The organism is Leisingera sp. ABD4_442 (assembly GCF_056160905.1).
The window spans coordinates 75032-100776 of sequence record NZ_JBSWYB010000010.1; the positions used below are offsets into that span (position 1 = coordinate 75032).

Annotated in this window: 25 protein-coding genes; 9 read left to right on the forward strand and 16 right to left on the reverse strand. The window is 63.2% G+C overall.

Annotation, left to right across the window (positions count from 1 at the left end):
- Positions 1 to 29 precede the first annotated feature (29 nt).
- On the reverse strand, positions 30 to 1451 hold the full coding sequence (locus ACXAHG_RS10385; RefSeq protein ID WP_475039527.1) for an MORN repeat-containing protein: 1422 nt from the start codon (positions 1449 to 1451) through the stop codon (positions 30 to 32).
- A gap of 170 nt (positions 1452 to 1621) precedes the next feature.
- Between ACXAHG_RS10385 and ACXAHG_RS10390 the strand changes: the two genes are divergently transcribed.
- Both ACXAHG_RS10390 and ACXAHG_RS10395 read left to right on the forward strand, forming a co-directional pair.
- Positions 1622 to 3280: an NAD+ synthase gene (locus ACXAHG_RS10390; protein ID WP_475057098.1), complete on the forward strand. Its 1659-nt coding sequence runs from the start codon at positions 1622 to 1624 to the stop codon at positions 3278 to 3280.
- 180 nt (positions 3281 to 3460) lie between these two features.
- Entirely contained in the window at positions 3461 to 4792 is a 1332-nt protein-coding gene (locus ACXAHG_RS10395; protein WP_475057100.1) for an NAD(P)/FAD-dependent oxidoreductase, read from the forward strand.
- A 3-nt stretch (positions 4793 to 4795) separates the two neighbouring features.
- Here the strand turns inward: ACXAHG_RS10395 and ACXAHG_RS10400 are convergent, their stop codons facing one another.
- On the reverse strand, positions 4796 to 5728 hold the full coding sequence (locus ACXAHG_RS10400) for an MBL fold metallo-hydrolase (RefSeq protein ID WP_475057102.1): 933 nt from the start codon (positions 5726 to 5728) through the stop codon (positions 4796 to 4798).
- 108 nt (positions 5729 to 5836) lie between these two features.
- Between ACXAHG_RS10400 and ACXAHG_RS10405 the strand changes: the two genes are divergently transcribed.
- Both ACXAHG_RS10405 and gltX read left to right on the forward strand, forming a co-directional pair.
- A complete protein-coding gene (locus ACXAHG_RS10405; RefSeq protein WP_475057104.1) occupies positions 5837 to 6265 on the forward strand; it encodes a DUF1801 domain-containing protein in 429 nt (142 codons plus the stop codon).
- A gap of 122 nt (positions 6266 to 6387) precedes the next feature.
- Complete coding sequence (gene gltX / locus ACXAHG_RS10410) at positions 6388 to 7713, forward strand: glutamate--tRNA ligase (RefSeq protein ID WP_475039517.1); 1326 nt, start codon at positions 6388 to 6390, stop codon at positions 7711 to 7713.
- Between the two features lie 98 nt (positions 7714 to 7811).
- On the opposite strand, the gene ACXAHG_RS10415 is transcribed toward gltX, so the two are convergent.
- Positions 7812 to 9005: a DUF2254 domain-containing protein gene (locus ACXAHG_RS10415; protein WP_475039516.1), complete on the reverse strand. Its 1194-nt coding sequence runs from the start codon at positions 9003 to 9005 to the stop codon at positions 7812 to 7814.
- Positions 8998 to 9594, reverse strand: coding sequence for a gamma-glutamylcyclotransferase family protein (locus ACXAHG_RS10420; protein ID WP_475057106.1), 597 nt, complete (start codon positions 9592 to 9594; stop codon positions 8998 to 9000). Before ACXAHG_RS10420 ends, ACXAHG_RS10415 begins: the two co-directional genes overlap by 8 nt.
- Positions 9595 to 9674: 80 nt before the next feature.
- On the opposite strand from ACXAHG_RS10420, the gene ACXAHG_RS10425 reads away from it, so the two are divergent.
- Positions 9675 to 10124 (forward strand): RrF2 family transcriptional regulator, encoded by a 450-nt coding sequence (locus ACXAHG_RS10425; RefSeq protein ID WP_475057107.1) that lies wholly within the window; start codon positions 9675 to 9677, stop codon positions 10122 to 10124.
- Positions 10125 to 10148: 24 nt separating this feature from the next.
- Here the strand turns inward: ACXAHG_RS10425 and ACXAHG_RS10430 are convergent, their stop codons facing one another.
- On the reverse strand, positions 10149 to 12674 hold the full coding sequence (locus ACXAHG_RS10430; protein ID WP_475057108.1) for an ABC transporter permease: 2526 nt from the start codon (positions 12672 to 12674) through the stop codon (positions 10149 to 10151).
- A complete protein-coding gene (locus tag ACXAHG_RS10435; protein WP_475039508.1) occupies positions 12671 to 13375 on the reverse strand; it encodes an ABC transporter ATP-binding protein in 705 nt (234 codons plus the stop codon). The genes ACXAHG_RS10430 and ACXAHG_RS10435 overlap by 4 nt, the downstream gene beginning before the upstream one ends.
- Before the next feature lie 48 nt (positions 13376 to 13423).
- Here ACXAHG_RS10435 and ACXAHG_RS10440 point away from each other — a divergent pair, with 48 nt between their 5' ends.
- Positions 13424 to 14065, forward strand: a complete 642-nt coding sequence (locus tag ACXAHG_RS10440; RefSeq protein WP_475057110.1) for an arylesterase — start codon at positions 13424 to 13426, stop codon at positions 14063 to 14065.
- A 53-nt stretch (positions 14066 to 14118) separates the two neighbouring features.
- Here ACXAHG_RS10440 and ACXAHG_RS10445 read toward each other — a convergent pair whose 3' ends face one another.
- From ACXAHG_RS10445 to ACXAHG_RS10455, 3 genes are all read right to left on the reverse strand, one after another.
- Positions 14119 to 14328: a cold-shock protein gene (locus ACXAHG_RS10445; protein WP_039132699.1), complete on the reverse strand. Its 210-nt coding sequence runs from the start codon at positions 14326 to 14328 to the stop codon at positions 14119 to 14121.
- A 208-nt stretch (positions 14329 to 14536) separates the two neighbouring features.
- Complete coding sequence (locus ACXAHG_RS10450; protein ID WP_475039502.1) at positions 14537 to 15109, reverse strand: L,D-transpeptidase; 573 nt, start codon at positions 15107 to 15109, stop codon at positions 14537 to 14539.
- 60 nt (positions 15110 to 15169) lie between these two features.
- Positions 15170 to 15553 carry a hypothetical protein gene (locus ACXAHG_RS10455; RefSeq protein WP_475057111.1) on the reverse strand — a complete coding sequence of 128 codons (384 nt, stop codon included), beginning with the start codon at positions 15551 to 15553 and terminating at the stop codon, positions 15170 to 15172.
- A 130-nt stretch (positions 15554 to 15683) separates the two neighbouring features.
- Here ACXAHG_RS10455 and trxC point away from each other — a divergent pair, with 130 nt between their 5' ends.
- Positions 15684 to 16109: a thioredoxin TrxC gene (trxC, locus tag ACXAHG_RS10460; RefSeq protein WP_475057112.1), complete on the forward strand. Its 426-nt coding sequence runs from the start codon at positions 15684 to 15686 to the stop codon at positions 16107 to 16109.
- On the opposite strand, the gene ACXAHG_RS10465 is transcribed toward trxC, so the two are convergent.
- The 6 genes from ACXAHG_RS10465 to ACXAHG_RS10490 all read right to left on the reverse strand — a co-directional run bounded on the left by ACXAHG_RS10465 (position 16106) and on the right by ACXAHG_RS10490 (position 22467).
- A complete protein-coding gene (locus ACXAHG_RS10465) occupies positions 16106 to 16318 on the reverse strand; it encodes a hypothetical protein (RefSeq protein ID WP_475039496.1) in 213 nt (70 codons plus the stop codon). The genes trxC and ACXAHG_RS10465 overlap by 4 nt on opposite strands.
- Positions 16319 to 16467: 149 nt before the next feature.
- The gene (locus tag ACXAHG_RS10470) at positions 16468 to 16839 is read right to left on the reverse strand and encodes an eCIS core domain-containing protein (RefSeq protein WP_475039494.1); all 372 of its coding nucleotides are present in this window, start codon (positions 16837 to 16839) and stop codon (positions 16468 to 16470) included.
- Positions 16840 to 17209: 370 nt separating this feature from the next.
- Entirely contained in the window at positions 17210 to 17821 is a 612-nt protein-coding gene (locus tag ACXAHG_RS10475) for a DMP19 family protein (protein ID WP_475057113.1), read from the reverse strand.
- A complete protein-coding gene (gene ettA / locus ACXAHG_RS10480; protein WP_475057114.1) occupies positions 17818 to 19485 on the reverse strand; it encodes an energy-dependent translational throttle protein EttA in 1668 nt (555 codons plus the stop codon). The genes ACXAHG_RS10475 and ettA overlap by 4 nt, the downstream gene beginning before the upstream one ends.
- 358 nt (positions 19486 to 19843) lie before the next feature.
- A complete protein-coding gene (locus tag ACXAHG_RS10485) occupies positions 19844 to 21223 on the reverse strand; it encodes a KAP family P-loop NTPase fold protein (RefSeq protein ID WP_475057115.1) in 1380 nt (459 codons plus the stop codon).
- Positions 21224 to 21405: 182 nt separating this feature from the next.
- Entirely contained in the window at positions 21406 to 22467 is a 1062-nt protein-coding gene (locus ACXAHG_RS10490) for a peptidoglycan-binding domain-containing protein (protein WP_475057117.1), read from the reverse strand.
- Between the two features lie 139 nt (positions 22468 to 22606).
- Here ACXAHG_RS10490 and ACXAHG_RS10495 point away from each other — a divergent pair, with 139 nt between their 5' ends.
- Positions 22607 to 23239 carry a nicotinate-nucleotide adenylyltransferase gene (locus ACXAHG_RS10495; protein WP_475057118.1) on the forward strand — a complete coding sequence of 211 codons (633 nt, stop codon included), beginning with the start codon at positions 22607 to 22609 and terminating at the stop codon, positions 23237 to 23239.
- Here ACXAHG_RS10495 and ACXAHG_RS10500 read toward each other — a convergent pair.
- Positions 23219 to 24025 (reverse strand): DMT family transporter, encoded by an 807-nt coding sequence (locus ACXAHG_RS10500; RefSeq protein ID WP_475057175.1) that lies wholly within the window; start codon positions 24023 to 24025, stop codon positions 23219 to 23221. The two genes, ACXAHG_RS10495 and ACXAHG_RS10500, sit on opposite strands and share 21 nt — an antisense overlap.
- A 132-nt stretch (positions 24026 to 24157) precedes the next feature.
- Here ACXAHG_RS10500 and dacB point away from each other — a divergent pair, with 132 nt between their 5' ends.
- Positions 24158 to 25645 (forward strand): D-alanyl-D-alanine carboxypeptidase/D-alanyl-D-alanine endopeptidase, encoded by a 1488-nt coding sequence (gene dacB, locus ACXAHG_RS10505; RefSeq protein WP_475057177.1) that lies wholly within the window; start codon positions 24158 to 24160, stop codon positions 25643 to 25645.
- The last annotated feature ends 100 nt before the right edge of the window (positions 25646 to 25745 follow it).

Here is a 25745-nt window from a genome sequence, read left to right on the forward strand (position 1 = left end):
TTTGGGTCCATATTGAAGCCCCGCGGGGCTTATTCGGTCTGCTCTGCGGCCTCAGCCTCGCTGCTGACCAGCGCGCCGTTTTCCCAGGTGCCGTCGGCCTGCTGGCCGCTGGCATATTTCATCGTGCCCGGCCCCTGCCGTTTGCCATTTACGAAACTGCCCTCATAGACATCGCCATTGGCATAAGTCGCCACACCCTGGCCGAAAATCTTGCCTTCCAGCCATTCGCCTTCATAGGTGAAGCCGTCGGGCATCACGATTTTGCCCTGCCCGTGGCGCTGGCTGTTCGCAAACTGGCCGGTGTAGACCGATCCGTCCGCATAGGTTACCACCGCATCGCCGTGGCGCTGGCTGTCCTGCCAGCCGCCCTCGTAGCGATAGCCGTCGGCATAGGTCATCACCCCCTGGCCGTGGTTCTTGGCGTTCTGAAAGCCGCCGGTATAGGTGATGCCGTTGGGGTAGGCGGCCGTGCCTTCGCCCTCGATCACCCCGGCAACCCAATCCCCTTCATAGGTGGAGCCGTCGGGATAGGTGATCTTGCCCTTGCCCTCGGCCAGGTCGTCCCGGAAATCGCCCTCATAAACTGAGCCATCGGGATAGATCGCCTTGCCCTTGCCTTCGATCTGGCCCTTTGCCCATGCGCCGGTGTAGCTGTAGCCGTCCTTCTCAGTGAAGGTGCCAGTGCCGTGGCGCTGATCGTTCAGGAAATCGCCCGCGTAGACATCACCGTTGGCATAGCGCTGTTTGCCGGTGCCATGGCGGCGGCCGTTTTGCAGTTCACCTTCGTACACATCGCCATTGGGCTGGATCAGCTTGCCGGTGCCATGCATCTGGCTGGCGGTCCATTCACCCTCGTAGATAAGCCCGTCCGAGGTTTCCAGCCGGCCCTGGCCCTGCAGCTGGCCATCGGCCACGCTGCCATCATAAACGGTGCCCTCGGCATAGGTGATCTTGGCCAGGCCCTGCTGGCGGCCTTCAACCCAGTCACCGTCATAGGTGTATCCATCGGGTGAGGCCATCACACCCTTGCCGTGCCGCTTGCCATTGGCAAAGCTGCCCTGGTAGCGCACACCGCTGGCATAGACTGATGTGCCGTCGCCGTGGATCTGCCCGTCCTGCCAGCCGCCCTCATAAGTGCTGCCGTCGGCGCGGGTCAGCTTGCCCAGCCCATGCGGTTTGCCCTGCGCAAACTCGCCCTCATAAACCGACCCGTCCGGGAACCGCGCCACACCCTGGCCGCGCACCTCTCCGTCGACCCATTCGCCGGTGTACTCATATCCATTCGGCAGCTTGTAGGTGCCGGTGCCATGCTGCAGGCCGTTGCGGAACGTGCCCTCATAGACGCCGCCAATTTCGTCCTGCGTGGTGATGACCTCGCCTTCCTGGGCAATGGCCGGGGCGGCCAGTGCAAGGATTGTGGTTAGCGCAAATGCGGTGCCGAAACGGGTCATTCAAAACCTCTGCCTGCCCAGAAAAACGGTGCTGCTGCCATATTGGGTTGCTCGCCCGGAAACTAAGCTACCGCAGACGGGGCCGCAATGTCTTTTCCCCCGCGCTCTTTTCCTTGGCCGGTAATCTGGTAAATGGCTGAGAGAGGAAATTCACAAAAGGCCCAAGCAGCATGGCAGACCGTTTCCGCGTGACACTGGCGCAGCTGAACCCCACCGTGGGCGATCTGGCAGGCAATGCCGCCAAAGCCAAAGCCGCCTGGGAAGAGGGCCGCAAGGCGGGCGCCGACCTGGTGGCGCTGCCGGAAATGTTTATCACCGGCTACAACACACAGGACCTGGTAATGAAGCCGGCCTTTCACAAGGCGGCGATTGCCGAGGTTGAGAAACTGGCCGCCGAATGCACCGAAGGCCCCGCACTGGCCATCGGCGGCCCCTGGATCGAAGGCGGGCGGCTCTACAATGCGTATCTGATCCTGAAGAACGGCAAGATCGCCTCGCGCAGCCTCAAGCACCACCTGCCGAATGAGACCGTCTTTGACGAGGTCCGTATTTTTGACGCAGGCCCCCTGGGCGGCCCTTATGCGGTCGGCAACACCCGCATCGGCTCCCCCATCTGCGAGGACGGCTGGCACGAGGATGTCGCCGAGACCCTGGCCGAAACCGGCGCTGAATTCCTGCTGATCCCCAACGGCTCCCCCTATTTCCGCAACAAGATGGATGTGCGCTTCAATCACATGGTGGCGCGCTCGGTCGAGTCCCACCTGCCGGTAATCTACCTGAATATGGTCGGCGGTCAGGATGATCAGGTCTTCGACGGCGGCTCCTTTGTGCTGAACCCGGGCGGCGCGCTGGCGCTGCAGATGCCAGTGTTTGACGAGGCTTATGCGCATCTCGATCTGGAACGTGCCGACGAGGGCTGGCACGCGGTCGAGGGCGAAAAGGCGCATTTGCCGGACGAGTGGGAGCAGGATTACCGGGTGATGGTCGAATCCCTGCGCGACTACCTGGGCAAGAGCGGCTTCAAGAAGGTGCTGCTGGGCCTCTCTGGCGGAGTGGATTCGGCCATCGTTGCCGCCATTGCCGTTGATGCCATCGGCGCAGAAAACGTCCGCTGTGTGATGCTGCCTTCTGAATACACTTCCGACGAGTCGCTGGAGGATGCCGAGGCCGTCGCCAAGGCACTGGGCGTGCATTACGACTATGTGCCGATCACCCAGGGCCGCGATGCAATCACCAGCACCCTGGCACCGCTGTTTGCCGGCCGCGATGCTGATGTGACAGAGGAAAACATCCAGTCCCGCCTGCGAGGCCTGCTCCTCATGGCAATGTCCAACAAGTTTGGCGAGATGCTGCTGACCACGGGCAACAAATCCGAGGTCGCAGTGGGTTATGCCACCATCTATGGCGACATGAACGGCGGCTACAATCCGATCAAGGATCTGTACAAGACCCGCGTCTTCGAGACCTGCCGCTGGCGTAACGCCAACCACCGCCCCTGGATGAGGGGGCCGGAGGGCGAAGTGATCCGCCCCAACGTGATCGACAAACCGCCCAGTGCTGAGCTGCGCGAGGACCAAAAGGACAGCGACAGCCTGCCCGACTATCCCGAGCTGGACGCGATTCTGAATATCCTTGTGGATCAGGATGGCTCAATTGCAGATTGCGTTGCGGCTGGTTTCGACCGGGATGTGGCGAAACGGGTCGAGCATTTGGTTTATATCAGCGAATACAAGCGCTTCCAGTCCGCTCCCGGCGCCCGCCTGACCCCGCGTGCGTTCTGGCTGGACCGCCGCTATCCGATCGTGAACCGCTGGCGCGATCCGTCCTGAATTATGCGGTAACTGCTTGAAGGCGCAGGGCTTTCTGCGTCTTCTTGGCCATCTGCTTATGCGCCGCCGGCGGCGGTAACGCTCTGATATGCGGCGCAAAAAACACAACAGCAGAAAGCGGCACGGTTCGCGTCGTCTGTATGCTGGACCCGCGATTGGACACCGGGCATAGATGCCCGCATGCCTGGACCGAAGCTGCCCCATTTCCAATCCGACCTGGCCTTGCCCAAGGCCGTCGACGCCGTGGTGATCGGCGGCGGCATCATTGGTGCAACCACCGCGCTGGAACTGGCCGAACGCGGCTATTCCGTGTTGCTCTGTGAAAAGGGCCAAATCGCCGGGGAACAAAGCTCGCGCAACTGGGGGTGGGTGCGGATCTCCTGCCGCGACCCGCGGGAAATTCCGCTGATGGCTGAGGCGTTGAGGCTCTGGGAAGGGCTGGCGGAACGCACCGGAAGGGAAACCGGCTTCACCCGCTCCGGCATCCTCTACACCGCTGAAACCGCCAAGCGCGAGGCGCAGCTGGAACGCTGGCTGCGCAATCTCGACAATTGGGGGCAGGCCGCTCGCATGGTCCGCGGCGAGCAGATCGAACAGCTGATGCCGGGCCACCAGACCATAACCCGCTCGGGCCTTTTGACCCCGATGGACGGCCGCGCCGAGCCGCAGATGGCAACCCATGCCATTGCAAGTGCTGCCCAGGCCGCCGGTGCCAAAGTGATGACCGAATGCGCCGTGCGCAGCGTCGAGACCGCAGCCGGCCGGATAAGCGGCGTGATGACCGAACGCGGCCGCGTGGCCTGCTCCGCTGTGGTCGTGGCCAGCGGCGCCTGGTCGCGGCTGTTTCTGGGCAACGCCAGGGTGAAGCTGCCGCAGTTGAAGGTGCTGAACTCGGTCCTGCGCACTTCCCCGGTGCAGGGCGGCCCGGAAACTGCAATCCGCGCCGCCAATCTCGGCCTGCGCAAACGGGCCGATGGCGGTTATACCGTCGCGGACGCCCACGAAAACATTGTCGACATCGTGCCGGACAGCTTCCGCCTGGGCTGGAAATTCCTGCCCAGCTACCGCCAGGAATGGCGCGCGCTGCAGTTCCGCGTCTCGGGCCGCTGGGCTGAGGAAGCCACCCAGGCCCGCCGCTGGAAATCCGATCAGACCACCCCGTTTGAGCTTTGCCGGGTGCTCGATCCCGCGCCGTCGCAAAAGGCACTGAAAAGCGGCTGGGCCGCGGCTCAAAAGGCCTTTCCTGTGTTGCAGGGCGCCGATGTGGTGCAAAGCTGGGGCGGGCTGATCGACGTGACGCCGGACGCAATTCCGGTGATCTCCCAGGCAGACGGGCTGCCGGGGCTGTTTGTCGCCACCGGCTTCTCCGGCCATGGTTTCGGCATCGGCCCGGCGGCAGGCAGGCTCGCTGCTGATCTGGTTACCGGCGACAAGCCGGTAGTGGACCCGCATGAATTCCGCCTGTCCCGTTTCACGGATGGCAGCAAATACGGGCCGCAGACCGGCTACTGACGCCTATCCCATCAACTGATAGCTCACCGGCACATAGCGGAACCCTTCGCCGCGGGTTTCCACAAACCCGGCTGCCGGGAACGGCATGTGATAGCCGATCATCGGCACCTTGTCCGCGGCCAGCATCCCCAGAACCTTGCGGCGCGACGCACTGGCGGCCTCGGCATCCGCATCAAAGCTGAAGGCCCAGTCCGGCCGCGCAAAGCTGTAGACATAGTGGTTGGCCAGATCTGCCGTCAGCAACAACTGCCGCCCGCCGCTCTCCAGCATGTAGCACATATGACCCGGCGTATGGCCAAAGCTCGCAACTGCTGTGATCCCGGAGGCCACACTGCCGCCGTCCTCGATGAATGTTGTTTTTTCGGCTAGCGGCGTCACATTGCTGGCGACCAGATCGCCAACCCGGTTGCCGGGCTCCATCTTGGACCAGAAATTATACTCTGCCGAAGCGGTAATATAGCGGGCGTTGGGGAATGTGGGCGCACCATCCGTCATCAGCCCGCCGATATGGTCGGGATGCATATGGGTGATCACCACCACATCAACCTGGCCCGGCGTGACCCCGGCGGCGGCCAGCGCCTTGGCAATGCCGCCCATGCCCAGCCCGGTATCAAACAGCACCAGTTCGGCGCCTGTATCAACCAGGGTGGGGGTGAAATAGAACTGCAGCGTATCGGAGGAAATGAAGTTCTCAGCCGAGATCCGGGCAAATTCCTCGTCGCTCGCTGCCGCTCCGAACATGGCCTTCTGCCCTTCGCGCGCGACCGACGTATCAAGCAGCGTGGTAACCGGCATCTCTCCCAGCTTGAAGGAGTGGGCGATGGGCGCCTCGGCACGGCCGCCATGGGCGCCGGCCAGAACGGGTGCAGCAGCACCGGCAAAGGGCAGGGCAGCAGCACCAGCCAGCGCCGCGCGTCGGGACAGGGAAACAGTCATCGGGGGATCCTCCAAGTTGCATTGGACTTGCCGCATCCTAGCGCCGCTTGCGCCGGGGGCTGTAAACAATCCCGTGATGAGGCAGTATTACCTCAAGGAGGGTTGCCCATGAACCAGAATAAGACCGTCCCCACTGGCGCCAGCGTCGAGGCATTCCTTGCGTCTGCCGAACCCGCGCGCAAAGCGCAGGAGGCACAGCAGCTGGACAGCCTGTTCCGCCAGGCCACCGGGTTTGAACCGCAAATGTGGGGGCCGTCCATTGTCGGCTACGGGTGTTACCACTACCGCTATGCCACAGGCCGCGAGGGCGACTTCCTCGCCACCGGCTTCTCGCCGCGCAAGGCGCGCCATTCGATCTACATCATGCCGGGATATCAGGACTATGGTGCCATCCTCGCTCGCCTTGGCAAGCATAAGCTCGGCAAAAGCTGTCTCTACGTGAACAAGCTTGCCGATATTGATCTGGACGTCCTGTCCGAGCTGATCAAAACCGGCCTCAAAGACCTGAATGCGCTCTGGCCGGTGCAACCAAACTGACCCGCTCTTTCCTCTTGCCCTAAATATCCCCGCCGGAGGCACGCGCCAAAGGCGCGATCATCCCGCTGAAACTGGACAATCCGCCGCCCATGTGACAAGGCAACGGCAACAGGAGATCTTAGATGACCACCACCCGTTTTGCCCCGTCGCCGACCGGCTATATCCACGTCGGCAACCTGCGCACCGCGCTGATGAACTACCTGATCGCCCGCAAGGCCGGCGGCACCTTCATCCTGCGCATCGACGACACAGACCCGGAGCGGTCCAAGGAAGAATATGTCGATGCCATCAAACAGGACCTGGAATGGCTGGGCCTGACTTGGGACAAGGTGGAACGCCAGTCCGAGCGCCTCGACCGCTATGTCGCCGCGGCAGACCGCCTGCGCGAAATCGAGCGGTTCTACGAGGCTTTCGAGACTCCGACCGAACTGGACCTGAAGCGCAAGAAACAGCTGAACATGGGCAAGCCGCCGGTTTATGACCGCGCCGCGCTGGCTCTGTCCGATGACGAGAAGACCGCCCTGCGGGCTGAGCGCGGCGATGGCGTCTGGCGGTTCAAGCTGGACCATCAGCGCATTGAATGGACCGACGGCATCCTGGGCGGCATCTCCATCGACGCGGCCTCGGTTTCCGACCCGGTGCTGATCCGCGGCGACGGCCAGTTCCTCTATACCCTGGCCTCGGTGGTGGATGACACCGAAATGGGCGTGACCCATGTGGTGCGCGGCTCCGACCACGTGACCAACACCGCCACCCAGATTCAGATCATCGAGGCGCTGGGCGGCACTGTGCCCTCTTTCGCCCACCACTCGCTCTTGACCGGCCCGCAGGGCGAGGCGCTGTCCAAGCGCCTTGGCACCCTGGCGTTGCGCGACCTGCGCGAGGCGGGCGTGCAGCCGATGGCGCTGCTCAGCCTGATGGCGCGCCTGGGCTCCTCCGACCCGGTGGAACTGCGCACGGAGATGGCCGAGCTGATCGACGGTTTCGACATCAATCGCTTCGGCGCCGCGCCAACCAAATTCGATGTCGAGGACCTCTATCCGCTGACTGCCCGCCACCTGCAGTCGCTGCCGCTGGAAGCCGTGCAGGTTCATGTGGACGCGCTGGGCGTCCCGGCAGAGAAACAGGCGGCCTTCTGGGACATGGCCAAGGAAAACATCACCACGCTTAAGGATCTGGCGGGATGGTGGGATCTTTGCCGCGACGGCGCTGCGCCGCTGATCGCGGAGGAGGACAAGGAATTTATCGCCGAAGCAATGGCACTGCTGCCCGAAGGCCCCTACGACGCTGAAAGCTGGGGCAAATGGACCGCTGCGGTGAAAGAGGCGACGGGCCGCAAGGGCAAGGGTCTGTTCATGCCGCTGCGCAAGGCCGTCACTGGCATGGAGCGCGGCCCCGACATGTCGGCGCTTCTGGCGCTAATGGAAACCGTGCGCGCCCGCGGCTGAGGCTCGGCAAATCCGACTCGGAAAGACGGTGCTTCGGGGCGCCGTCTTTTTCTTTTAATTTGCGGCGGGAGCGCGCCCGCCCGCTGGCGGCGCCTGCCTCAGCCCCAGCGGCCGTCTTCCAGGTCTTTCAGCATGGCGTCTGCCGCTTTGGCCATGTCCGGATTGGGGTGGCCTTGCAGTTCATGCAAGGATGTCTTCATCCAGCCCATGACAGAGGGCGCGCCGTTGCCGCAGCGGGCAATCGGCGGGAAGGCGCAGCCCAGCAGATGCTGCGCTGTGACCGGGGGCACGCTGACCCGCGGGAAGCTTGCCTCCTCATCCTTGCAGCCTTCATCCTCCGGCAGGGTTTCCCACAAAAGCCGGGTCAGCCGCCCCATCACCTCCACGGCGGTGCCGGGGTCGTTGACACCGGGCGACAGTGCCCGCTGGGCGGTTTCCGCCAGCAGGGTGATGCCAAAGGAGGGATCCTGGTCAAAGCTGCGCACATCGCCGATCTCGATGGTCTTGGCAGCGGCCTTGCGGAAACCGCTTTCGCCGCCTTCTGCCCAGGCCACAGGCCGGCCGCGCAGCACAAATTCCCCGGGTGCCTTGGCCAGGGTGATCCGCGTGCCCGCTTTTTCTGCCAGCTCCTCCAGCCGGGCGAGCCCGGCAAATCGGACAAAGCCGCTTTTGGCGGCGGGGATATCCACGGCATCCGGGGGCTTGCGGTCCGCCTTTGCGCAGCGGCCGCCTAGACAGGGGGTATTCCGCCGTTCGCGCAGGCTGGCGCGGGTGCGGGCCTCGATCAGCCGCAGGGTGTGGTCCATGCTGCCAAGGTCCGACAGGTGGTCGATCCAGCGCAAGATGGCACCGACGATCAGCACCACCACCAGAATCGTCAGGCCAAAGACTACCAGGGCGCCTTCCGGCGTATAAAAACCGCCGCGGAACAGGATCACCGCGCTCAGCGCATAGATAAAGCCGCCGGTAAAGGTGGCCAGCACCCGGTGGGTCACCGTGTCTTCCAGCAGCAGCCGGTATACCCGGGGCGTCGCCATCGAGGCGGCGGTGCGGTAGGCGCTGACCATGACATTCAGCGAAAAAGTGGTGACGGCCAGCATGCCGGAGGCGAGGATGGTCAGCACCGGTAGCACCGCCTCACGCCCGAAATCCTCGCTCAGATCATCCGGCAGCAGCGGTTTGACCAGCGGCGCCAGCAGCAGTGCCAGCAGGGAGAGAACAGAAATCAGAACAACCCGGATCCAAAGCTTGCGGGACATCCGCCGCAGATACAGGAGGCACTGTTCAATCATATGTTGAGTTTATCCTGCGCGCGCCTGTCTTGTCGATCAGATCGTCAAACAGGCGGATCTCTTGCCGGTTCAACTGCTGATGGCGCGGATAGCGCGGCGCCGCGCGGTCGTCCAGAATGGGGGCCTCCCAGCCGTCGGTGGTCTCAACAAACCCTTTGAGTCCTTCGGTGCCGAACACCCGCAGGTAACCCTGCAGCACCACATCCAGATAACTCAGCAGGATTGGGTGCCGCGTGGTGGCACTCTCCTGCCTGTCCGCCGCCACCGCATAGACGGAAATTTCCGGCGCGCCCGGCAGCCTGTGCTGCACCTTGTCTGACGCAGGCAGCCGTTCATAAGCGAACTCCCGTTCGTCCAGCGCCGCCCAATCAGCCCCCGGCACCTCGGCAATCACCCCGTCGATTTCGCTGTTTTCGCAAGGAACAGCGGACAGGAACGCCACCTCGCGCAGGGAGGTATGCACCCAGGCCCGCCGCCAGCCGCTGAGCCTTGCGGGCGCCGCACCGACATAGCCATGGGTCGACGTGTTCACCAGGCTGCCGTAACCAAAAAAGTAAGGAGCGTTCATCCGTGCGCCTTTCTGCCGCATTTCCGCTTATTGATGTATGTCAAACCGCTTTTTGGCGGTTCATGCAATAAGCGATGCACCATAGCTGCGGGAGCTGACCCATGCGTATTACCAAAAGGACCAACATTGCCGTGCGGCTGCTGATGTACTGCGCCGCCCACGAAGACCGCCTGGTGACCAAGGCCGAGATTGCCGAATGCTGCAACATCTCGGAAAATCACCTGGCGCAGGTCATCAACCAGCTGAGCCAGCTGGGCTATCTGGCCACCCAGCGCGGCCGCAACGGCGGCATGAGCCTGGGCAAAAACGCAGCGGAAATCCGGATTGGCGACGTTTTCCGCGATGTCGAAGGCAACCTGCCGATGGTCGAGTGCTTTGCCGACGCGGACAACACCTGCCCGCTGTCCGATGCCTGCCGCCTGAAGGTGGCATTGGCGGATGCGGCGCAGGCTTTCTATGCCTCGCTGGACGACATTTCCCTGGAATCGCTGGTCTGCGACAACCACGATCTGATGCGGATCCTGCAGCCGGTTTCCTGCGGCGCGCGCTAAGGCAGGCCGCCGCAGTTCAGTTTCTTATTCCCTGGCGCGCAGGATGCGGGCGGGCTTGGCCGCCAGCGGCCGCAGCGCAAAGGCGAGCCCTGCCAGCAGCGTTGTCAGAACCCCGCCTGAGATCACCAGCAGCGCGTTCGGCCAGATGACTGTGTACCCGGTCTCAAACACATAGGCGTTGATCGCCCAGGCCCCGGCAATGCCCGCCGCCAGCGCCACCAGCCCCGCCGCAGCGCCCAGCAGGGCAGAGCGCAGAGCAAAGCTTGCCAGGATCTGCTTGCGCGGCGCGCCCAGCGTTTTCAGCAGCGCTGCCTCATAGCGCCGCGCAGGCTCCCCCGCCGCCGCAGTGCCCAGCAGTACCAGGAAGCCGGTCAGCAGCGTTGCCGCCGCACCATAGGCTGTGGCCGCCGCCAGCTGCCGCAGGATGTCAGCCACCCGGTCGATGGCATCGCGCATCCGGATCGCGGTGATATTCGGCATCTCCCGCGCCAGGTCGCGCAGGATCGCGGCCTCAGCCTGCTCTTCGGCATATACGGTGGCAATGAAACTATGCGGCGCACCCGCCAGCGCGGCCTCGTTCAGCACCATCACAAATCCCATGCCCGCGGTGGAGAAATCCACGTTGCGGAAACTGGTGATGGTGCCGGTGATGTCGCGGCCCAGGATGTTCAGCGTCAGCGTATCGCCCAGCTTGAGGCCCAGTTCCTCCGCTTCCTCGGCGGCAAAACTGATCTGCGGGTGGCCGGAATAATCCTCCGGCCACCACTCGCCCGCTGTGAGCTCTGTCGCCTCTGGCTGCGCGGCGGCATAGGTGATACCGCGGTCGCCGCGCACCACCCAGTGATCGCCCGCAACCTCGGTGGCAGGCTGGCCGTTGATCCGGGTCAGCACGCCACGCAGCATCGGGGCGTTTTCAACCCGGGTCACGGCGGGGTCATTCTCCACCCGCTCCAGGAAGCTGGGCATCTGGCTGCGCTGAATATCGACAAAGAAATAGCTCGGCGCCACGTCCGGCAGGTTGCCCGCAATGGCCCGGCGCATGTTGCCGTCGATCTGGCCGATGGCAGCCAGCACCGTCAGCCCCAGCCCCAGCGCCAGCACCGCAGGCACCGCGCCGTCGCGTGTGGTGCCGATGGAGGACAGAGCCCACCGCAGGGCAGGGCGGCCGCGCGACGCGCCGGTGCCGCGCCTTGCCAGAAACCCGATGCCAAGGGCTGCAACCAGCAGCACCATCAGTGCCCCCATCAGCCCGCCCGCGGTCCACAGCGTCAGTTGGGCAGAGCCGCTGAACCATGCCGCCAGACCCACCAGCGCTGCCAGCGCCAGTCCGGTCGCCAGCAGATAGCGCGGCGCAGGCAGGCGGGTGCGGCTGGCGAAGGCATCCCGGAACAGCGAGGCCGCGCGGATGCGTTCCGCCCGCGCTAGCGGCCACAGGGCAAAGATGAAGGCAGTCAGCACGCCATAGACAGCAGCCTCTGCCAATGCGGACGGGTAGAGCGAGAACACCGCCGGGAACGGCAGCTGCGCCGCAATCAACGGTCCCAGCAGCACCGGCCCCAGCCCGCCCAGAACCAGCCCGATGCCCACGCCGATCAACGTCAGCGCGCCGATTTGAAGGAAGTAGGTAAGGAAAATCGTCTGCCGCTCTGCTCCCAGCGTGCGCAGGGTGGCGATGGTCGCAGTCTTTGTCGCCAGATAGGCGCGCACGGCAGCCGAAACGCCGACGCCGCCAACCGCCAGCCCCGACAGGCCAACCAGCACCAGAAAACCGCCCAGCCGCTCGACAAAGGAGGTTATCCCCGGTGCACCATTCCTGGCATCGCGCCAGCGCAGGCCGGTGGTCTCAAACAAGCCCTCGGCCTCCGCCTGCAGGGCGGTCAGATTGCTGCCCGCGGGCAGCTCCATCCGGTACTTGGTGTCAAACAAGGTGCCGGGCTCCAGCAATCCGGAGCCCGCCAAATCCGCCGTCCGCACCATCGTGCGCGGTCCCAGCTCAAAGCCGGAGGCCGCGGCATCCGGTTCCAGCGCGATCATCGCCATCAGGCGGAAATCCTGGGTGCCCAGCCGGAAGGCATCCCCGGGCTGCAGCCCCAGCCGGTCTGCCAGCACCCGGTCCATCACCCCGCCGGGCAACCCGTCAGCACCCGCGAGTGCACTTTCCAGCGGCATCTCCGGCGTGAGTTTCATTTCGCCCTTCAGGGGGTAGAGGCCGTCCACGGCCTTCACCTGTGTCAGCCCGCGTTCCTCGCCTACAGTGGCCATGGAGCGGAACTCGGCTATTTCAGAATGGCGCAGTGCGGTCCGGTCCAGCCATGCGCGTTCCTCTTCAGTGGCGAACCGGTAGGTGAAGTTAAGCTCCGCATCACCGCCCAGAATCGTAGCGCCTTCACGCTCCAGCCCGGTTTCAATCGACGAGCGGATAGAGCCGATGGCGGCAATCACTCCGACTCCCAGCGCCAGGCAGGCCAGGAAGATACGGAACCCCTTCAGGCCGCCGCGCAATTCCCGCAGGGCAAAGCGCCAGGCAAGGCGGAAAGCCGCAGCATTCATTCCGCCGCCTCGCGCGCGGCCTCATCATCCACCCGTCCGTCGCGCAGCCGCACCACCCGGTCGCAGCGTGCGGCCAGCTCCGGCGCGTGGGTGACCATCACCAGCGTCGCGCCATAGCGGTCGCGCAATCCAAACAGCAGATCCATCACCGCTTCGCCATTGGCCTCATCCAGATTTCCGGTCGGCTCATCGGCCAGCAGGATCGCGGGCCGCGGCGCCAATGCCCGCGCCAGTGCCACCCGCTGCTGCTCACCACCCGACATCTGCGCCGGGAAATGGCCGGACCGGTGGCCCAGTCCCACCGCCTCCAACTCAGCCTGGGCGCGGTCAAACGCATCCTTGACGCCCGCCAGTTCCAGCGGTGTCGCCACATTTTCCAGCGCGGTCATGGTCGGGATCAGGTGAAAGCTCTGGAATACCACGCCCATGTTATTGCGGCGGAACCGCGCCAGCGCGTCCTCATCCATCGCGGTCAGATCCTGGCCCAAGGCGGTCACACTGCCGCCGGTCGCCTGCTCCAGCCCGCCCATCAGCATCAGCAGCGACGACTTGCCCGACCCGGACGGCCCCACCAGCCCCAAGGTCTCCCCCTGCCGCACATCCAGCGAGATGCCGTGCAAAATCTCTACCGGGCCGGTATTGCTATTCAGGGTCAAACTCGCATCTAAGAGATGCAGAACGGGGCTGTTTTGATCGGTCATCGGGCCTGCCTGTTGGATGCATCTAACCGATATGGAGTGTTTGCCGCGATGCGCAAGATATTGGCACTGCTGAGTTTGCTGCTTTTTACCGGTGCCGCCTGGGCAGAGCCGCTGCGGATCACTGTCCTGGGCGACAGCCTGGTGCAGGGCTACGGTCTGTCGCAGGGCCAGGGGCTGGTGCCGCAGCTGGAACGCTGGATGAATGGCAATGGTGCCGATGTGGCGCTGCAAAATGCCGGTGTGTCCGGCGACACCACTGCCGGCGGCGCAGAGCGCGCGGAGTGGACCCTGTCAGACAATCCGGACGGGCTGATCGTCCTGCTGGGCGGCAACGATATGCTGCGCGGGCTGGCCCCGCAGGAGGCGCGCGCCAATCTGACCCGCATTTTGCAAGCAGCTGAGGCTCAAGGCATAGAAGTCCTGCTGATCGGCATGAAGGCGCCGCGCAACTACGGCCCGGAGTACAAGCAGGAATTCGATGCGGTCTATCCGGAGCTCGCGGCTGAATATGGCGCGGTACTGCACCCGGACGCCTTTGCCGGTGTCGCGGAGGCGGCAGGGAGCAATCCTGCGGCAGCGCAGGAGTTCATGCAGGACGACGGCATCCATCCCAACGCCCGCGGCGTTGCGCTGAATGTGGCCGCAATCGGGCCGGCTGCCCTGCAGCTGGTGGCGGCCATAGACCGCTGAAAACAGCCCCGGCCGTCAGGGCTGTTCAGAGATTTTTGGTTCAGATCAGAGGATCAGGAGACCAGCGCGATATCCACTGCGGATTCACGGCCGTCGCGGCCTGCGCGCAGCTCATAGGTCACTTTTTGGTTGTCCGCCAAACCAGTCAGTCCGGAACGCTCAACCGCGGAAATATGGACAAATACGTCCTTGCCGCCTTCGTCGGGTGCAATAAAGCCGTAGCCTTTGGTGGTGTTGAACCATTTGACGGTGCCAGTGGCCATCGTCGTGTACTCCTAAGTCGTCTCAGTGCTCTGCCCGCTTTATGCGGCAGTCCGGCAAAGTCCGCAGATGGTCATGACCGCGCCGGGTACGGTACAGTGATGGCATTCGCGTAACATCGCCGTGACAGAATTGGGTATGTTTCCCTGATCACGCAAGAAAAATGCAGAGTGACGCAGGGTTCCGGGGCAGATTCCGGCGGTACTGTGCCTAAAGTACCGTCACAACGGTGCCCAAAGGCACCCGTTCATAAAGATCCATCACATGCTCGTTCATCATCCGGATACAGCCGTTTGACACCGAATGGCCGATGGTCTGCGGCTGGTTGGTGCCATGGATCCGGAAATACGTATCGACCCCGTTCTGGTACAGATACAGCGCCCGTGCGCCCAGCGGATTGCTTGGCCCGCCAGGCTGGATGTATTCATTATCGACAAACTTGGCATAGGCCCGCGGGTCGCGTTCGATCATCTCCGGGGTCGGGCGCCAGCTGGGCCATTCGCGCTTGCGCTCGATCACTGCGGTGCCGGTGAACTCCAGTCCGGCCTTGCCGACGCCGACGCCATAGCGGATCGCCTTGCGCGGCTCGGTCACGTAATACAGGTAGAAGGACCGCGGCAGCACCAGAATCTGTCCCGGCGCGAATTCCTTCTTGATCCGCACTTCCTGCGGCACGGGGTCAAAGATCGCAGGATCCTTTTTCCGCGCCAAGGCAGGCAGCGGCAGCAGCGCCGCAGCCGCGGTTGCAGTGCCTGTGCTCAGCAATGTCCGGCGTGTGATCATGACCATTTCCCCGATATCTGTTGCCTCTCGCCTCCATCTTCAGGCGGCCCGCGCAGCCGGTCAACGGGTTTTCGCAGCCGGGCGGGCAAGTGTTGCAAGCACCGCCGCAGCCAATGCGCAAACGGCGATCCAGCCAAAGTACCAGTACTGGCCAGCCAGCATATCTTCTGCATATGAGGCGGCAAACTGCGCCTTGCCGGCGGAGGCCACCGTATAAGCACCGGCGCCAAAGACGGCAAAGCCTGCGGCTGCCAGCCAGCGCGGCAGATGCAGCAGCCAGGCCGCCGGCGCCAGCGCCAGCCCGGGCAGGGCGCCCAGCCAGATCACCTTGCCGGCCCACCAGGGATGTGCGCCCAGTTCCGTTGTGAGGTTCAGCACATGCGCCAGTTCTGCAGCCGCCAGAACGGCCGCCAGCGGCGGAAGAAAGCGGAGTATCTGTTTCATGCCCTAGATATTGAAGCGCTGGCAGCTGGCTGCCAGTCCGGGTGACAGAGTTGTGAAGCGGTGCCAGAGGCTCTTGCGGTGCAGCAAGGGCGGGCGGTATCAGGACCGGGCTGCAACCGGAGGAGCCGCCATGGGCGCCAAGACCCTGACCTGCCTGACCTGTGCCCAGCTGAACCGGGTGCCGGAGGAGAAACTGGGCAAGGGCCCCAAATGCGGCAGCTGCGGCGCGGCGCTGATGCCGGTCAAGCCCGTGGACGTGGATCCGGCCACGCTGCAAAAGGCGGTGCAGAACGACGATCTGCCGCTGGTGGCGGATTTCTGGGCGCCCTGGTGCGGCCCCTGCCGGGCCATGGCGCCGGAGTTCGCCAAAGCCGCCAAGGCGCTGGCCGGGCGCGCGCGGCTGGTCAAGCTCAACACCCAGGACCACCAGTCCACCGGCGCCCGCTACCGCATCCGCGGCACCCCGACGATGGTGGCCTTTGAGCGCGGCAAGGAGAAAAGGCGCCAGTCAGGCGCGCTGCGGCAGGGGCAGATTGTCAGCTGGGTGCGGGGTTAGGCCCGGTTGCCATAGGCCTGGCCGAGAGCGGGCAGGGACTGCATCCAGCCGCGCAGGCACAACATCCCGATCACCAGCAGCGCCGCAGCCAGCCCGGCGGCGGGGTAAAGCAGCAGCGCCAGCCACAGCGGCAGTCCGGCTGCGAAATATCCCAGCGCGGTGGCGCACATCCCGGTGATCATGCCTGCGAACAAACCAGCCCAAACCATGGCAACTCCCTCTCAGGCAGCAATCTAGCCCGGCTGCCCCCGTGTCTCTCAAGACCATCTTGCGGACAACTTTGCTTAAAAAAGGGTTAAAATGTGTCAATAGGCTGCGGCTTCCTGCGCAAAAGATTGGGGCGCGGGCCGCCAAACGGTCATTTGGAGGTCAGCGCCACCCCCTCCTTGGCCTTGGGCATCTTGCCCTTGCCCTGCTGCAGCACATGGGTCAGCTCATGTGCCAGCAGTTTGGAATCCTTGGCATAGGCCGGTTTCGCCACATAGATGTCGTTGCCCATGGTAAAGGCGCGCGCCTTCAGCTCCTTGCAGACCTCCTTGGCATTGCCGCCCATATGCACCCGCACCTTGCCCAGGTTGCCGCCGAAATGCGCCTCCAGCCCCTTGCGCAGATCGCCGGGCAGTTTCTTGCCCGTCGTGCCTTCCGGCGCGGTCTTCAGCTTCTTGCGCTTGGCCTTTTTGCCCTTTGTCGCCTCGACCTCAGCCTTCACCTCTTCCGGTTTCAAGCCCATGGGGGATCCTTTCCAACGCTTTAACCAACACGTGGGCGCGGGAGGCGCCTGCGGTGAGGGTAGTGCAGGTTGGCGGAAAGGCGAAATCCGGGGAGCGTTTGAAGTTCGGACGGGCGGAGCCCTGCGCATCCAGCAGTGCAAGTCAAAGCGCAGTGCAGGGGGGGATTTTACTTGGGCCGTGGCGCGCAGCGGCACGGCCCGCGCCTGACCTTCCCGTCATGCCGGAGGCATGCTTTCAGCATGACGAAGGCGCATTCGCGCCCTCCCAAGGTCAGGCGCGGGCCTTGTGTTTCCCAATTCGGCTCGTAACCAGGCTGGGTGCTTTTAAAAAGGTTTGGAAAAAATGCGAGCAACAGGTTCTAGCAGCTTTTCAAACAGCTTTGCAGAATTCTTCTACGTGACTTTCAATGTACTCCACCATTTCGAGTACAAGGCTTGGCACAAAGGCTTCTGCCTCAAGACGTTGCCCTGCCGGGGAACGCTCCATTGCTTCTTTCATTTCGGTCTTGGCTCGTCTCAAAGCTGAACGAAAAGCGCTATTCCGAGCGTCACCAGGGACTTCATGCAAGTGCCTGAGAATAGGGATCAAATCATTGGTAACGTTTTCCACATCGTCCGCTAGTTCCGTTTGGTTAAGCTTCCTCAAACAAGAAACAACGTCAGCTGACATAAAACCCGCATTTCCCATGAATTGCAGGAAACCGCCGTTCAAAATCTCTGCGCGGAAGTATTCTAAGCAGAAAAGGGTCATCTGCCCTTCTGTGAGAAGCCCTTTGGAAACCAGTTCCCTCAGCGTATCCAGTTTGAACGCTTCCAGCGCAGCCCAGATCTCTTCTGAGGCAAACTCACCGAGCAGTCGGATGTAGTAATCTTCGATCTTCAGGTCGGGATCGGTTTCGGGAGACAGAAAATCTGTCTCCCGGATTGTTGGCTTTGGCAGGATCAACTGATTTCCTGCCAGAAGCCGCTTCAGCCAGTTCACCGCACGAACTTCTTGTGCTTCAGGCGCTTGGGCTCCAGCGCGTCAGGGCCCAGACGGCGCTTCTTGTCCTCTTCGTAGTCCTCGAAGTTGCCCTCGAACCACTCCACATGCGCATCGCCCTCAAAGGCCAGGATGTGGGTGCAGATCCGGTCGAGGAAGAAACGGTCGTGCGAGATCACCACGGCGCAGCCGGCGAAATCGACCAGCGCGTCTTCCAGCGCCCGCAGGGTTTCCACGTCCAGATCGTTGGTCGGCTCGTCAAGCAGCAGCACGTTGCCGCCCTCTTTCAGCAGCCGCGCCATGTGGACCCGGTTGCGCTCACCGCCCGACAGCAGCGACAGTTTCTTCTGCTGGTCGCCGCCCTTGAAGTTGAAGGAGGAGCAATAGGCGCGGGAGTTGACCTGCGCGTCGCCCAGCTCGATCAGCTCAGCACCGCCGGAGATCGCCTCCCACACAGTGTCGTTGTCGTTCAGGTCATCGCGCGACTGGTCGACATAGGAGAGCTTGACGGTATCGCCGTACTCCACCGAACCCTCGTCGGGTTGCTCCTGGCCGGTCAGCATCTTGAACAGGGTCGATTTACCGGCGCCGTTGGGGCCGATGACGCCGACAATGCCGCCGGGCGGCAGCGAGAATTCCAGGCCCTCGATCAGCTGCTTGTCGCCATAGTGTTTGGCGAGGCCGTTGACCTCGATCACCTTGGAACCCAGGCGCGGGCCGTTCGGAATGACGATCTGGGCGCGGCCGACCTTTTCACGCTCGGACTGGCTGGCCATTTCGTTATAGGCGGCAATACGGGCCTTGGACTTTGCCTGACGGGCTTTCTGGCCCTGGCGCATCCACTCCAGCTCGCGCTCCAGCGTCTTCTGCTTGGCCTTGTCCTCGCGGGCTTCCTGCTCCAGGCGCTTGGCTTTCTGCTCCAGCCAGGAGGAGTAGTTGCCCTCGTAGGGAATGCCGCGGCCGCGGTCGAGTTCCAGGATCCACCCCGTAATATCGTCCAGGAAGTAACGGTCGTGGGTCACACAGAGGATAGTGCCTTTGTAATCAATGAGGTGCTGCTGCAGCCAGGCGATGGTCTCGGCGTCCAGGTGGTTGGTCGGTTCGTCAAGCAGCAGCATGTCGGGCGCTTCCAAGAGCAGCTTGCACAGCGCGACGCGACGGCGTTCACCGCCCGACAGATCCTTGATCGGCGCGTCATCCGGCGGGCAGCGCAGCGCCTCCATCGACACATCCACCTGGCTGTCCAGATCCCACAGGTTTTCCGCATCAATGGCGTCCTGCAGCTCGGTCATTTCGGCCATCAGCTCATCGGTGTAGTTCTCGGCCATCTCCACCGCGATCTGGTTAAAGCGGTCGACCTTGTCCTTCTTCTCCTTGACGCCCAGCATGACGTTTTCACGCACGCTCAGGCTCTCGTCCAGCTGCGGCTCCTGCGGCAGGTAGCCGACTTTGGCACCCTCAGCCGCCCAGGCTTCACCGGTGAAATCCTTGTCGAGGCCGGCCATGATTTTCATCAGGGTGGACTTACCGGCGCCGTTGACGCCGACCACACCGATCTTCACGCCGGGCAGGAAGGAGAGGTGGATATTTTCAAAACATTTCTTGCCACCCGGGTAGGTCTTGGAGACACCCTGCATGTGGTAGACGTACTGGTAGGAGGCCATGTGCTCGCTCCGTTATGGGGGGAATTTGCTGGCGGGAGTGATAGCGGATGGGCGGCGCCGGGGCAATGCGGGATGCGGGCCCGGGGGAGGGGGTGCCATGCGTGCACCCCCTGTACACCCCCTGTGCACCGGGCGGTGCCGTTTGCGTGATTTCAGAACGGATGCCGCTGCCCCCTTGGGACGTGGCACGTAGCGGCACGGCCCGCGCCTGAGTTTGTGCTTCGATGGCGGCCCCGCACCCCGCGTCCGAACCGAGGGGTGGCCGCGTAACGCCCGCGTTTTGCTGGAAGCAAACCTCCGGTTTGACGGGGGCGGTTCGGGCGCTGCCCGTGCAAAGCACGGGCAAGGGCAAGGGATTTCAGGTGTCGCTAGTAAGACTAAATGCGTCAAAGCAATTCGCAACGATCTCGGCGGGAAGAGCAAGTCGGTTTTCTGGAAATCCTAGCCTTACGCGCGTTTCACGTTGAGGACTCGACTGAGTGCTTCCAGATGGGCTCAGTGTACATGCTGACCAAACTGCAGCTGCATCTTGGAAAAATTGCGGCTGCTTAGATCGTTTGTCCAGTTTGAATACTTGACTGACGCTCAGATAATCCAGTTGGTTTAAGCGGGCTTTTTGAATTAACTCAGGGCGTACAATACGCAGTATTGAAAGGTCCGCGTAGATGTGTAATGCGCTTTCAGATTTTGTCGGGGGCATAGGTGATACAACTGTTTGAGAAATGAGTTTCTCGATATCGCGCAGTCCAACGAGTGCATGGTGGTCAATCATCAGAAGATAATCTCTTATCCATGCATAGCGCCAATTTTCGTCAAACTTGCACTCCGCAGCAACGCGGTCGAAGTACAATGAATATGTGCCGATGTTTCCTTGAGAGACTTTTGGGCCTACCAGAGGAAAAATTACTGAAGTAAACTTCTGAAGGTACTTTGCTGCATCCACCTCGTTCCCATAACGCGCCCTCACCGAATTCTGCAGCTCCGTCAAATTCACCCCCAGCACAAAATGCACGCCGTCGACGTTGAAAAAGTGCTTGATGATCTCCAGCAGCGACAGCGCATAGTCCGGGCGGCAACGGTCCAGCTCGTCGATCACGATGACCAGTTTGCGCTGCGGCTCGCCATCGCCGTCAGGCTCCGTCAGTTCAGTCAGTGCAAGCCTAAACGCCTCCATCGCGGCAATACGGGCGTCGTGGGCGTTCCAGAACTTTTCGGATTCCTTTTCCCCCTCTGAACTGTTGATCAGGGCCTTTGCTTCATCCCCAACAGCCTCGGCAACCGCATCCCCGATGCCGCCCAGTGCTTCGGTGGCGCCAAAGGTGGCAACAGAGGCACCGATGCGCAGAACGCCGCGCCCGACGGCCCAAGCCGCCTTTTTCATTTTCTTGCTGCGCTCTGCCTGCTGATCTTGCCCGGCTTGTTCCTGGTCTTCAAACCGCTCGGCAATCGCCCCGGTCAGCGCAATCAGCGGATCATCCAGAAAATCATGCTTAAACGCATCAAAATAGACGGTCTGGGTGGTGTTTCCCTGCCGTTTCAGATGCTCCCCAACCCAGCATTTCAGAAAGAATGACTTGCCCGACCCCCAGGCGCCGTCCAGTGCGATCACCAGCGGGTCGTCGATGCGCTCCACCAGGTCCGACAGCTTGGCGCCGGTCTCTGCCCTGTTCAGCTGGTCGTGGCTCTCAAATCCGTCCTCATAGAGTTTGATCTTCGGCTCCGGCACGGTCAGGCGCATAGTGTGGTCTCCGCTCTTTGCACTCAATGCGTGCATCGAACGCCGAACCTGAGGGGATGGCAAGGTCCGATCTTAATCCCTCCCGAGCGCTGCACGGGCAGTGCCCGCCGGCCCGTCACACCGCAGGTTTGCCTAAGGTAAAACCAGGCGGGCGCCGCCCCCGCCTTCCGCAGAGGTTCCCCTCACATCTTCCATTTCTTCTTGATGTTATCGGGCACCGGGTAGATCAGTTTGCGATTGTCGAAGTGGTGGCACTTGATGCCTTCACTGTTGCGCTCTGCAAGGTAGCGCAGGCAAGTGGACAGCGCGCTGATGATCTTGGGGTCGGTGCGGGTGGTCACATCCACCGCCTGGCCCGACAAATGGCGCGAGATGTATTTCCAGTTGGCCTTCTTGAACATGCAGGCGATGAAGCCCTTCTTGTCCCCCGCCTGCACAAAACCGTCCAGTTCCAGCCGCAGGTCCTCGTTGCTTTTGAGGTAGGAATAGATCTTGCCGCGTTTCAGGTGGCTGTTCCAGCCGCCGTACATGGCGCTGGCCTGGCCTTTCTTGTCGCGCAGGCCGGAGACCACATGGATGGTCTCGCCGTAGTGGGAGGAAACCTCATAGAGCACGTCGAGGATCTTCTTCTTCACCCCTTGGGTCTTGCCCGTCAGCCGCCCGGGTCTCTGCACGCCGCCGGTGTCCACGGTCTTGATGACATTCTCCGCGGCTTTCTTCCGGGCTTCCTTGGCGGCCTTTTCCGCCGCCTGCTTGGCCGCCTTTTGCGGGTCCTCGCCCTTCTTTCCGCCCTTGGCGAAATAGCTGTCGTAAAGCGAGGCGGCATAGTCCTCGATCTCCTCCAGCAGCGCGGCCCAGCCGCCTTTGTCCAGGGACTTGGCCTTGGCCTCCTTCACCACCGCGTCCTTGGCGGCCTTCACCGCCTTGGCCTTGGCTTCCTCCTTGGCCTTTTCGTCCTGCTTTTCCTTGGCCTTCTGTTCGGCCTTGGCCTTGGCGGGGCCTGCGTTCAGTTTCTTGATGGTGGTCTTGCCGGGGTCGATGCGGCAGTCGGGCTTGAAGCCGCAGACCTCCTGCTGGAACCGGCCGATGGTCTTTTCCAGCACCGGGGTCGGGGCGCCGTCGACCTTCAATTTCTTGAACCCCGCGCTGGAGGCAAAGGAATTCAATAGCTGCTGAACTGTTTTGACATCTTCGGGCAGGTTCTTGCCCTTGCGCCCGACTGAGGCGGAAAGTTTGGTAACCATGGTAAACTCGCAATTTGGAAACAGCGGGGCAGAAACAATGCCCGCGCCATAAAATTCTATACCCAAAGCGGCGATTCAGGCAATCTTCGCAGGGTTGTGCGCCGATGCCGCGGGTGGCGATTGATCTCAGCCAAAAACTATGCGCATCAAGGCCTTCATGGTTTGCAAGCTGCCGCATATCCGCCCGGGCCACAGTGTCGGGCTGCTGGGAGGGTCCTTTGATCCGCCGCACCGCGGCCATGCGGCGATTTCCCATGCGGCGCTGAAACGCTTCGGCCTGGATCACCTGTTCTGGCTGGTGTCGCCCGGCAACCCGCTGAAGACCCGCCAGCCCGCGCCCCTGCAGCGGCGGACCGCAGCGGCGGAGGCGCTGGTGCAGCATCCCCGCATCCATATCAGCGGCATCGAGGCGGACCTTGGCACCCGCTATACCGCCCAGACCCTGCGCCACCTGCGCCGCCGCCATCCCGGCGTGCGCTTTGTCTGGCTGATGGGGGCCGACAACCTCACCCATTTCCACCGCTGGAAGGACTGGCAGCAGATCCTGGACACGGTGCCGGTGGGGGTGCTGGCGCGGCCCGGCGACCGGATCTCAGCCCGGTTTTCCCCGGCAGCGAGGATCTACCGCCACGCCATGCTGAAAGGCAGCGAAAGCCATCTGCTGGCGCGGGCGGAAAGCCCGGCCTGGTGCTTTGTGAACCTGCCGATGGTGGAGGCCAGCTCGACCGAAATCCGCGCCCGCGGCGGCTGGTCAGCGGCGCAGGGCTGCTGACGCCAGCCCGGCCGACAGCACCACCGCCAGCCCGGCCCAGGTCCAGGTGTCCGGCAGATGGCTGAACACCGCCCAGCCCAGGCCCACAGCCGCGACCAGCTGGAAATAGACCATCGGCGCCAGCTTCACCGCCTGCACCCGGCCATAGGCAAACAGCAGCAGCAGGTTGCCCATCATCGAGAACGCCGCGCTCCCCACCGTCAGCGCCGCGGTGGAGGGGGTGAATTCCGGCAGGCTGGCGAGGCCCAAGGGCAGCATCAGCAGGGCCGACAGCAGCAATTGCGTCAGGCTCAGCTCCAGCGGTGTGCCGACATGTGCCAGCCAGCGGGAACTGGTCAGGAAGCCGCCGTAGAAACAGCCTGCCAGCACCGCCCACAACAGGTTCACGGAGCCGCCAAAGCCCGGCCGCACCACCATCAGCACGCCCAAGAACCCCAGCGCCATCAGCAGGCTGCGCAAGGCGGTGGCCTGCTCGCGCAGCAAAAGAACCGACAGCACGTAGCTGATCACCGGCCCGATGAAGAAGGCGGCAAAGACATTGGCCAGCGGTTCTGTCTGCAGGGCCAGCTGGATGGAGAAGATGCCGCCGGTCAGCATCCCCGCGCGCAGCCACAGCCGCCAATCGCCCAAAAGAGTAAAGGCGCGGCGCGGCACAAAGGGCAGGATCAGCGCGGTGCCGATGGCAAAGCGCGACCAGGCGACAAAGGCGGGCGTTGCCAGCCCGGCACCAGTCAGCAGTTTCCCGCACAGGTCGCCTGCGGGGATCATTGACATGGCCGCAAACATGAGGAGTACTGCCTGTAACATGGCTGCCAGCGGTAGCAGGACTTGCCACGGTGAAAAAGCCCGGACCTTGCGGCGCAAAGCCACGGACCGGGGATTGAACAAGAGCAGCACCTGACCCTAAAAATGAGTAAGATGACTTCACGCCGGACGTTTCTTCTTTCCGGGCTTGCCGCTTTGGCGGGCTCCTCTGCGCTGGCAAATGCGCCGGCGGTTTCCCTGCGGCCTGTTGCCCGCAAGGTGAGTTCGCTGGCGGCGGGGGCTGACGGCCTTAGGGCGCTGATTGAACGCGCGGGCCTGCGCGGCGAGGCGGTCTGCGCGGTGGCCGATGTGAAGACCGGCAAGCTGCTGGAAGCCTCCGGCGGCACCCAGGCCCTGCCGCCCGCCAGCGTCGCCAAGGCGCTGACCGCGCTTTATGCGCTGGACGTGCTGGGCGCGGATCACCGGTTTGAGACCCGCATCCTGGCCACCGGCGGGGTGTCCGGCGGCGTGGTGAACGGCGACCTGATCCTGGCAGGCGGCGGCGACCCGCTCTTGAACACCGATCATCTGGCGCTGCTGGCAAAGTCGCTGAAAAACGCCGGCGTGCGCGAGGTGCGCGGCAAGTTCCTGGTCTGGGACGGCGCGCTGCCATACGTCAAAACCATCGACCCGGACCAGCCCGATCATGTCGGCTATTCCCCGGCGGTCAGTGGCATTTCGCTGAACTTCAACCGGGTGCATTTCGAATGGAAGCGTGCCGCCAGCGGCGGCTGGGCAATCACCATGGACGCCCGCACCGAGAAATACCGCCCCGAGGTGGCGACTGCCCGGATGGCGATCCAGTCCCGCGCGGTGCCGGTCTATACCTATGCCGAGAAGGGCGGGGTGGACCACTGGACCGTCGCCTCCAAGGCGCTGGGCAAGGGCGGCGCGCGCTGGCTGCCGGTGCGCAACCCCGCGGCTTATGCGGGCGACGTTTTCCGGACGCTGGCGCGTGCGGGCGGCATTAAACTCTCAAAGCCCAAGGTGATCCGCACGCTGCCCTCTGCCACCCTGCTGGCGCAGCACCACAGCCCGCCGCTGGATGTGCTGCTGAAGGCGATGCTGAAATACTCCAACAACCTGATGGCAGAGATGATCGGCATGTCCGCCACCGCGGCCCGCGCCGGCCGCCCGGCCTCGCTCAAGGCGTCGGCGGCAGAGATGAGCCGCTGGGCCGCGGGCAAATACGGCATGTCCGGCAGCCGGCTGGTGGATCACTCCGGCCTGGGCGAAGACTCGCGGATGACGCCCGCGGATCTGACCGGCGCGCTGGTGGCGGCCTATAAGGCGGGGCAGCTGAAGCCGCTCTTGAAATCTTTCCAGATGCGCGACGCCAAGGGCCGCACCATCAAGGGCCACCCGATCAAGGTTGCCGCCAAGACCGGCACGCTGAACTTTGTCTCCGGCCTTGGCGGCTTTATGACCGCGGCAGACGGCACCGTGCTGGCCTTTGCCATTTTCACCGCGGATCAGAAGACCCGCGGCCGCTTGACCCGGGCGCAGCGCGAACGCCCGCCCGGCGGGCGCAGCTGGAACCGCCGCGCCAAGCAGCTGCAGCAGCAGCTGATCGAACGCTGGGGCGCGGTTTACGGCAGTTAGGGTCTGACTGGTCTGGCAGTTTTTCCCGTTACTGGACGTTTCTTGCGGGCCGGTTTGCGGGCAGACCGGCAGATGGCATCTGACCGCCCGGAGTGCAAAG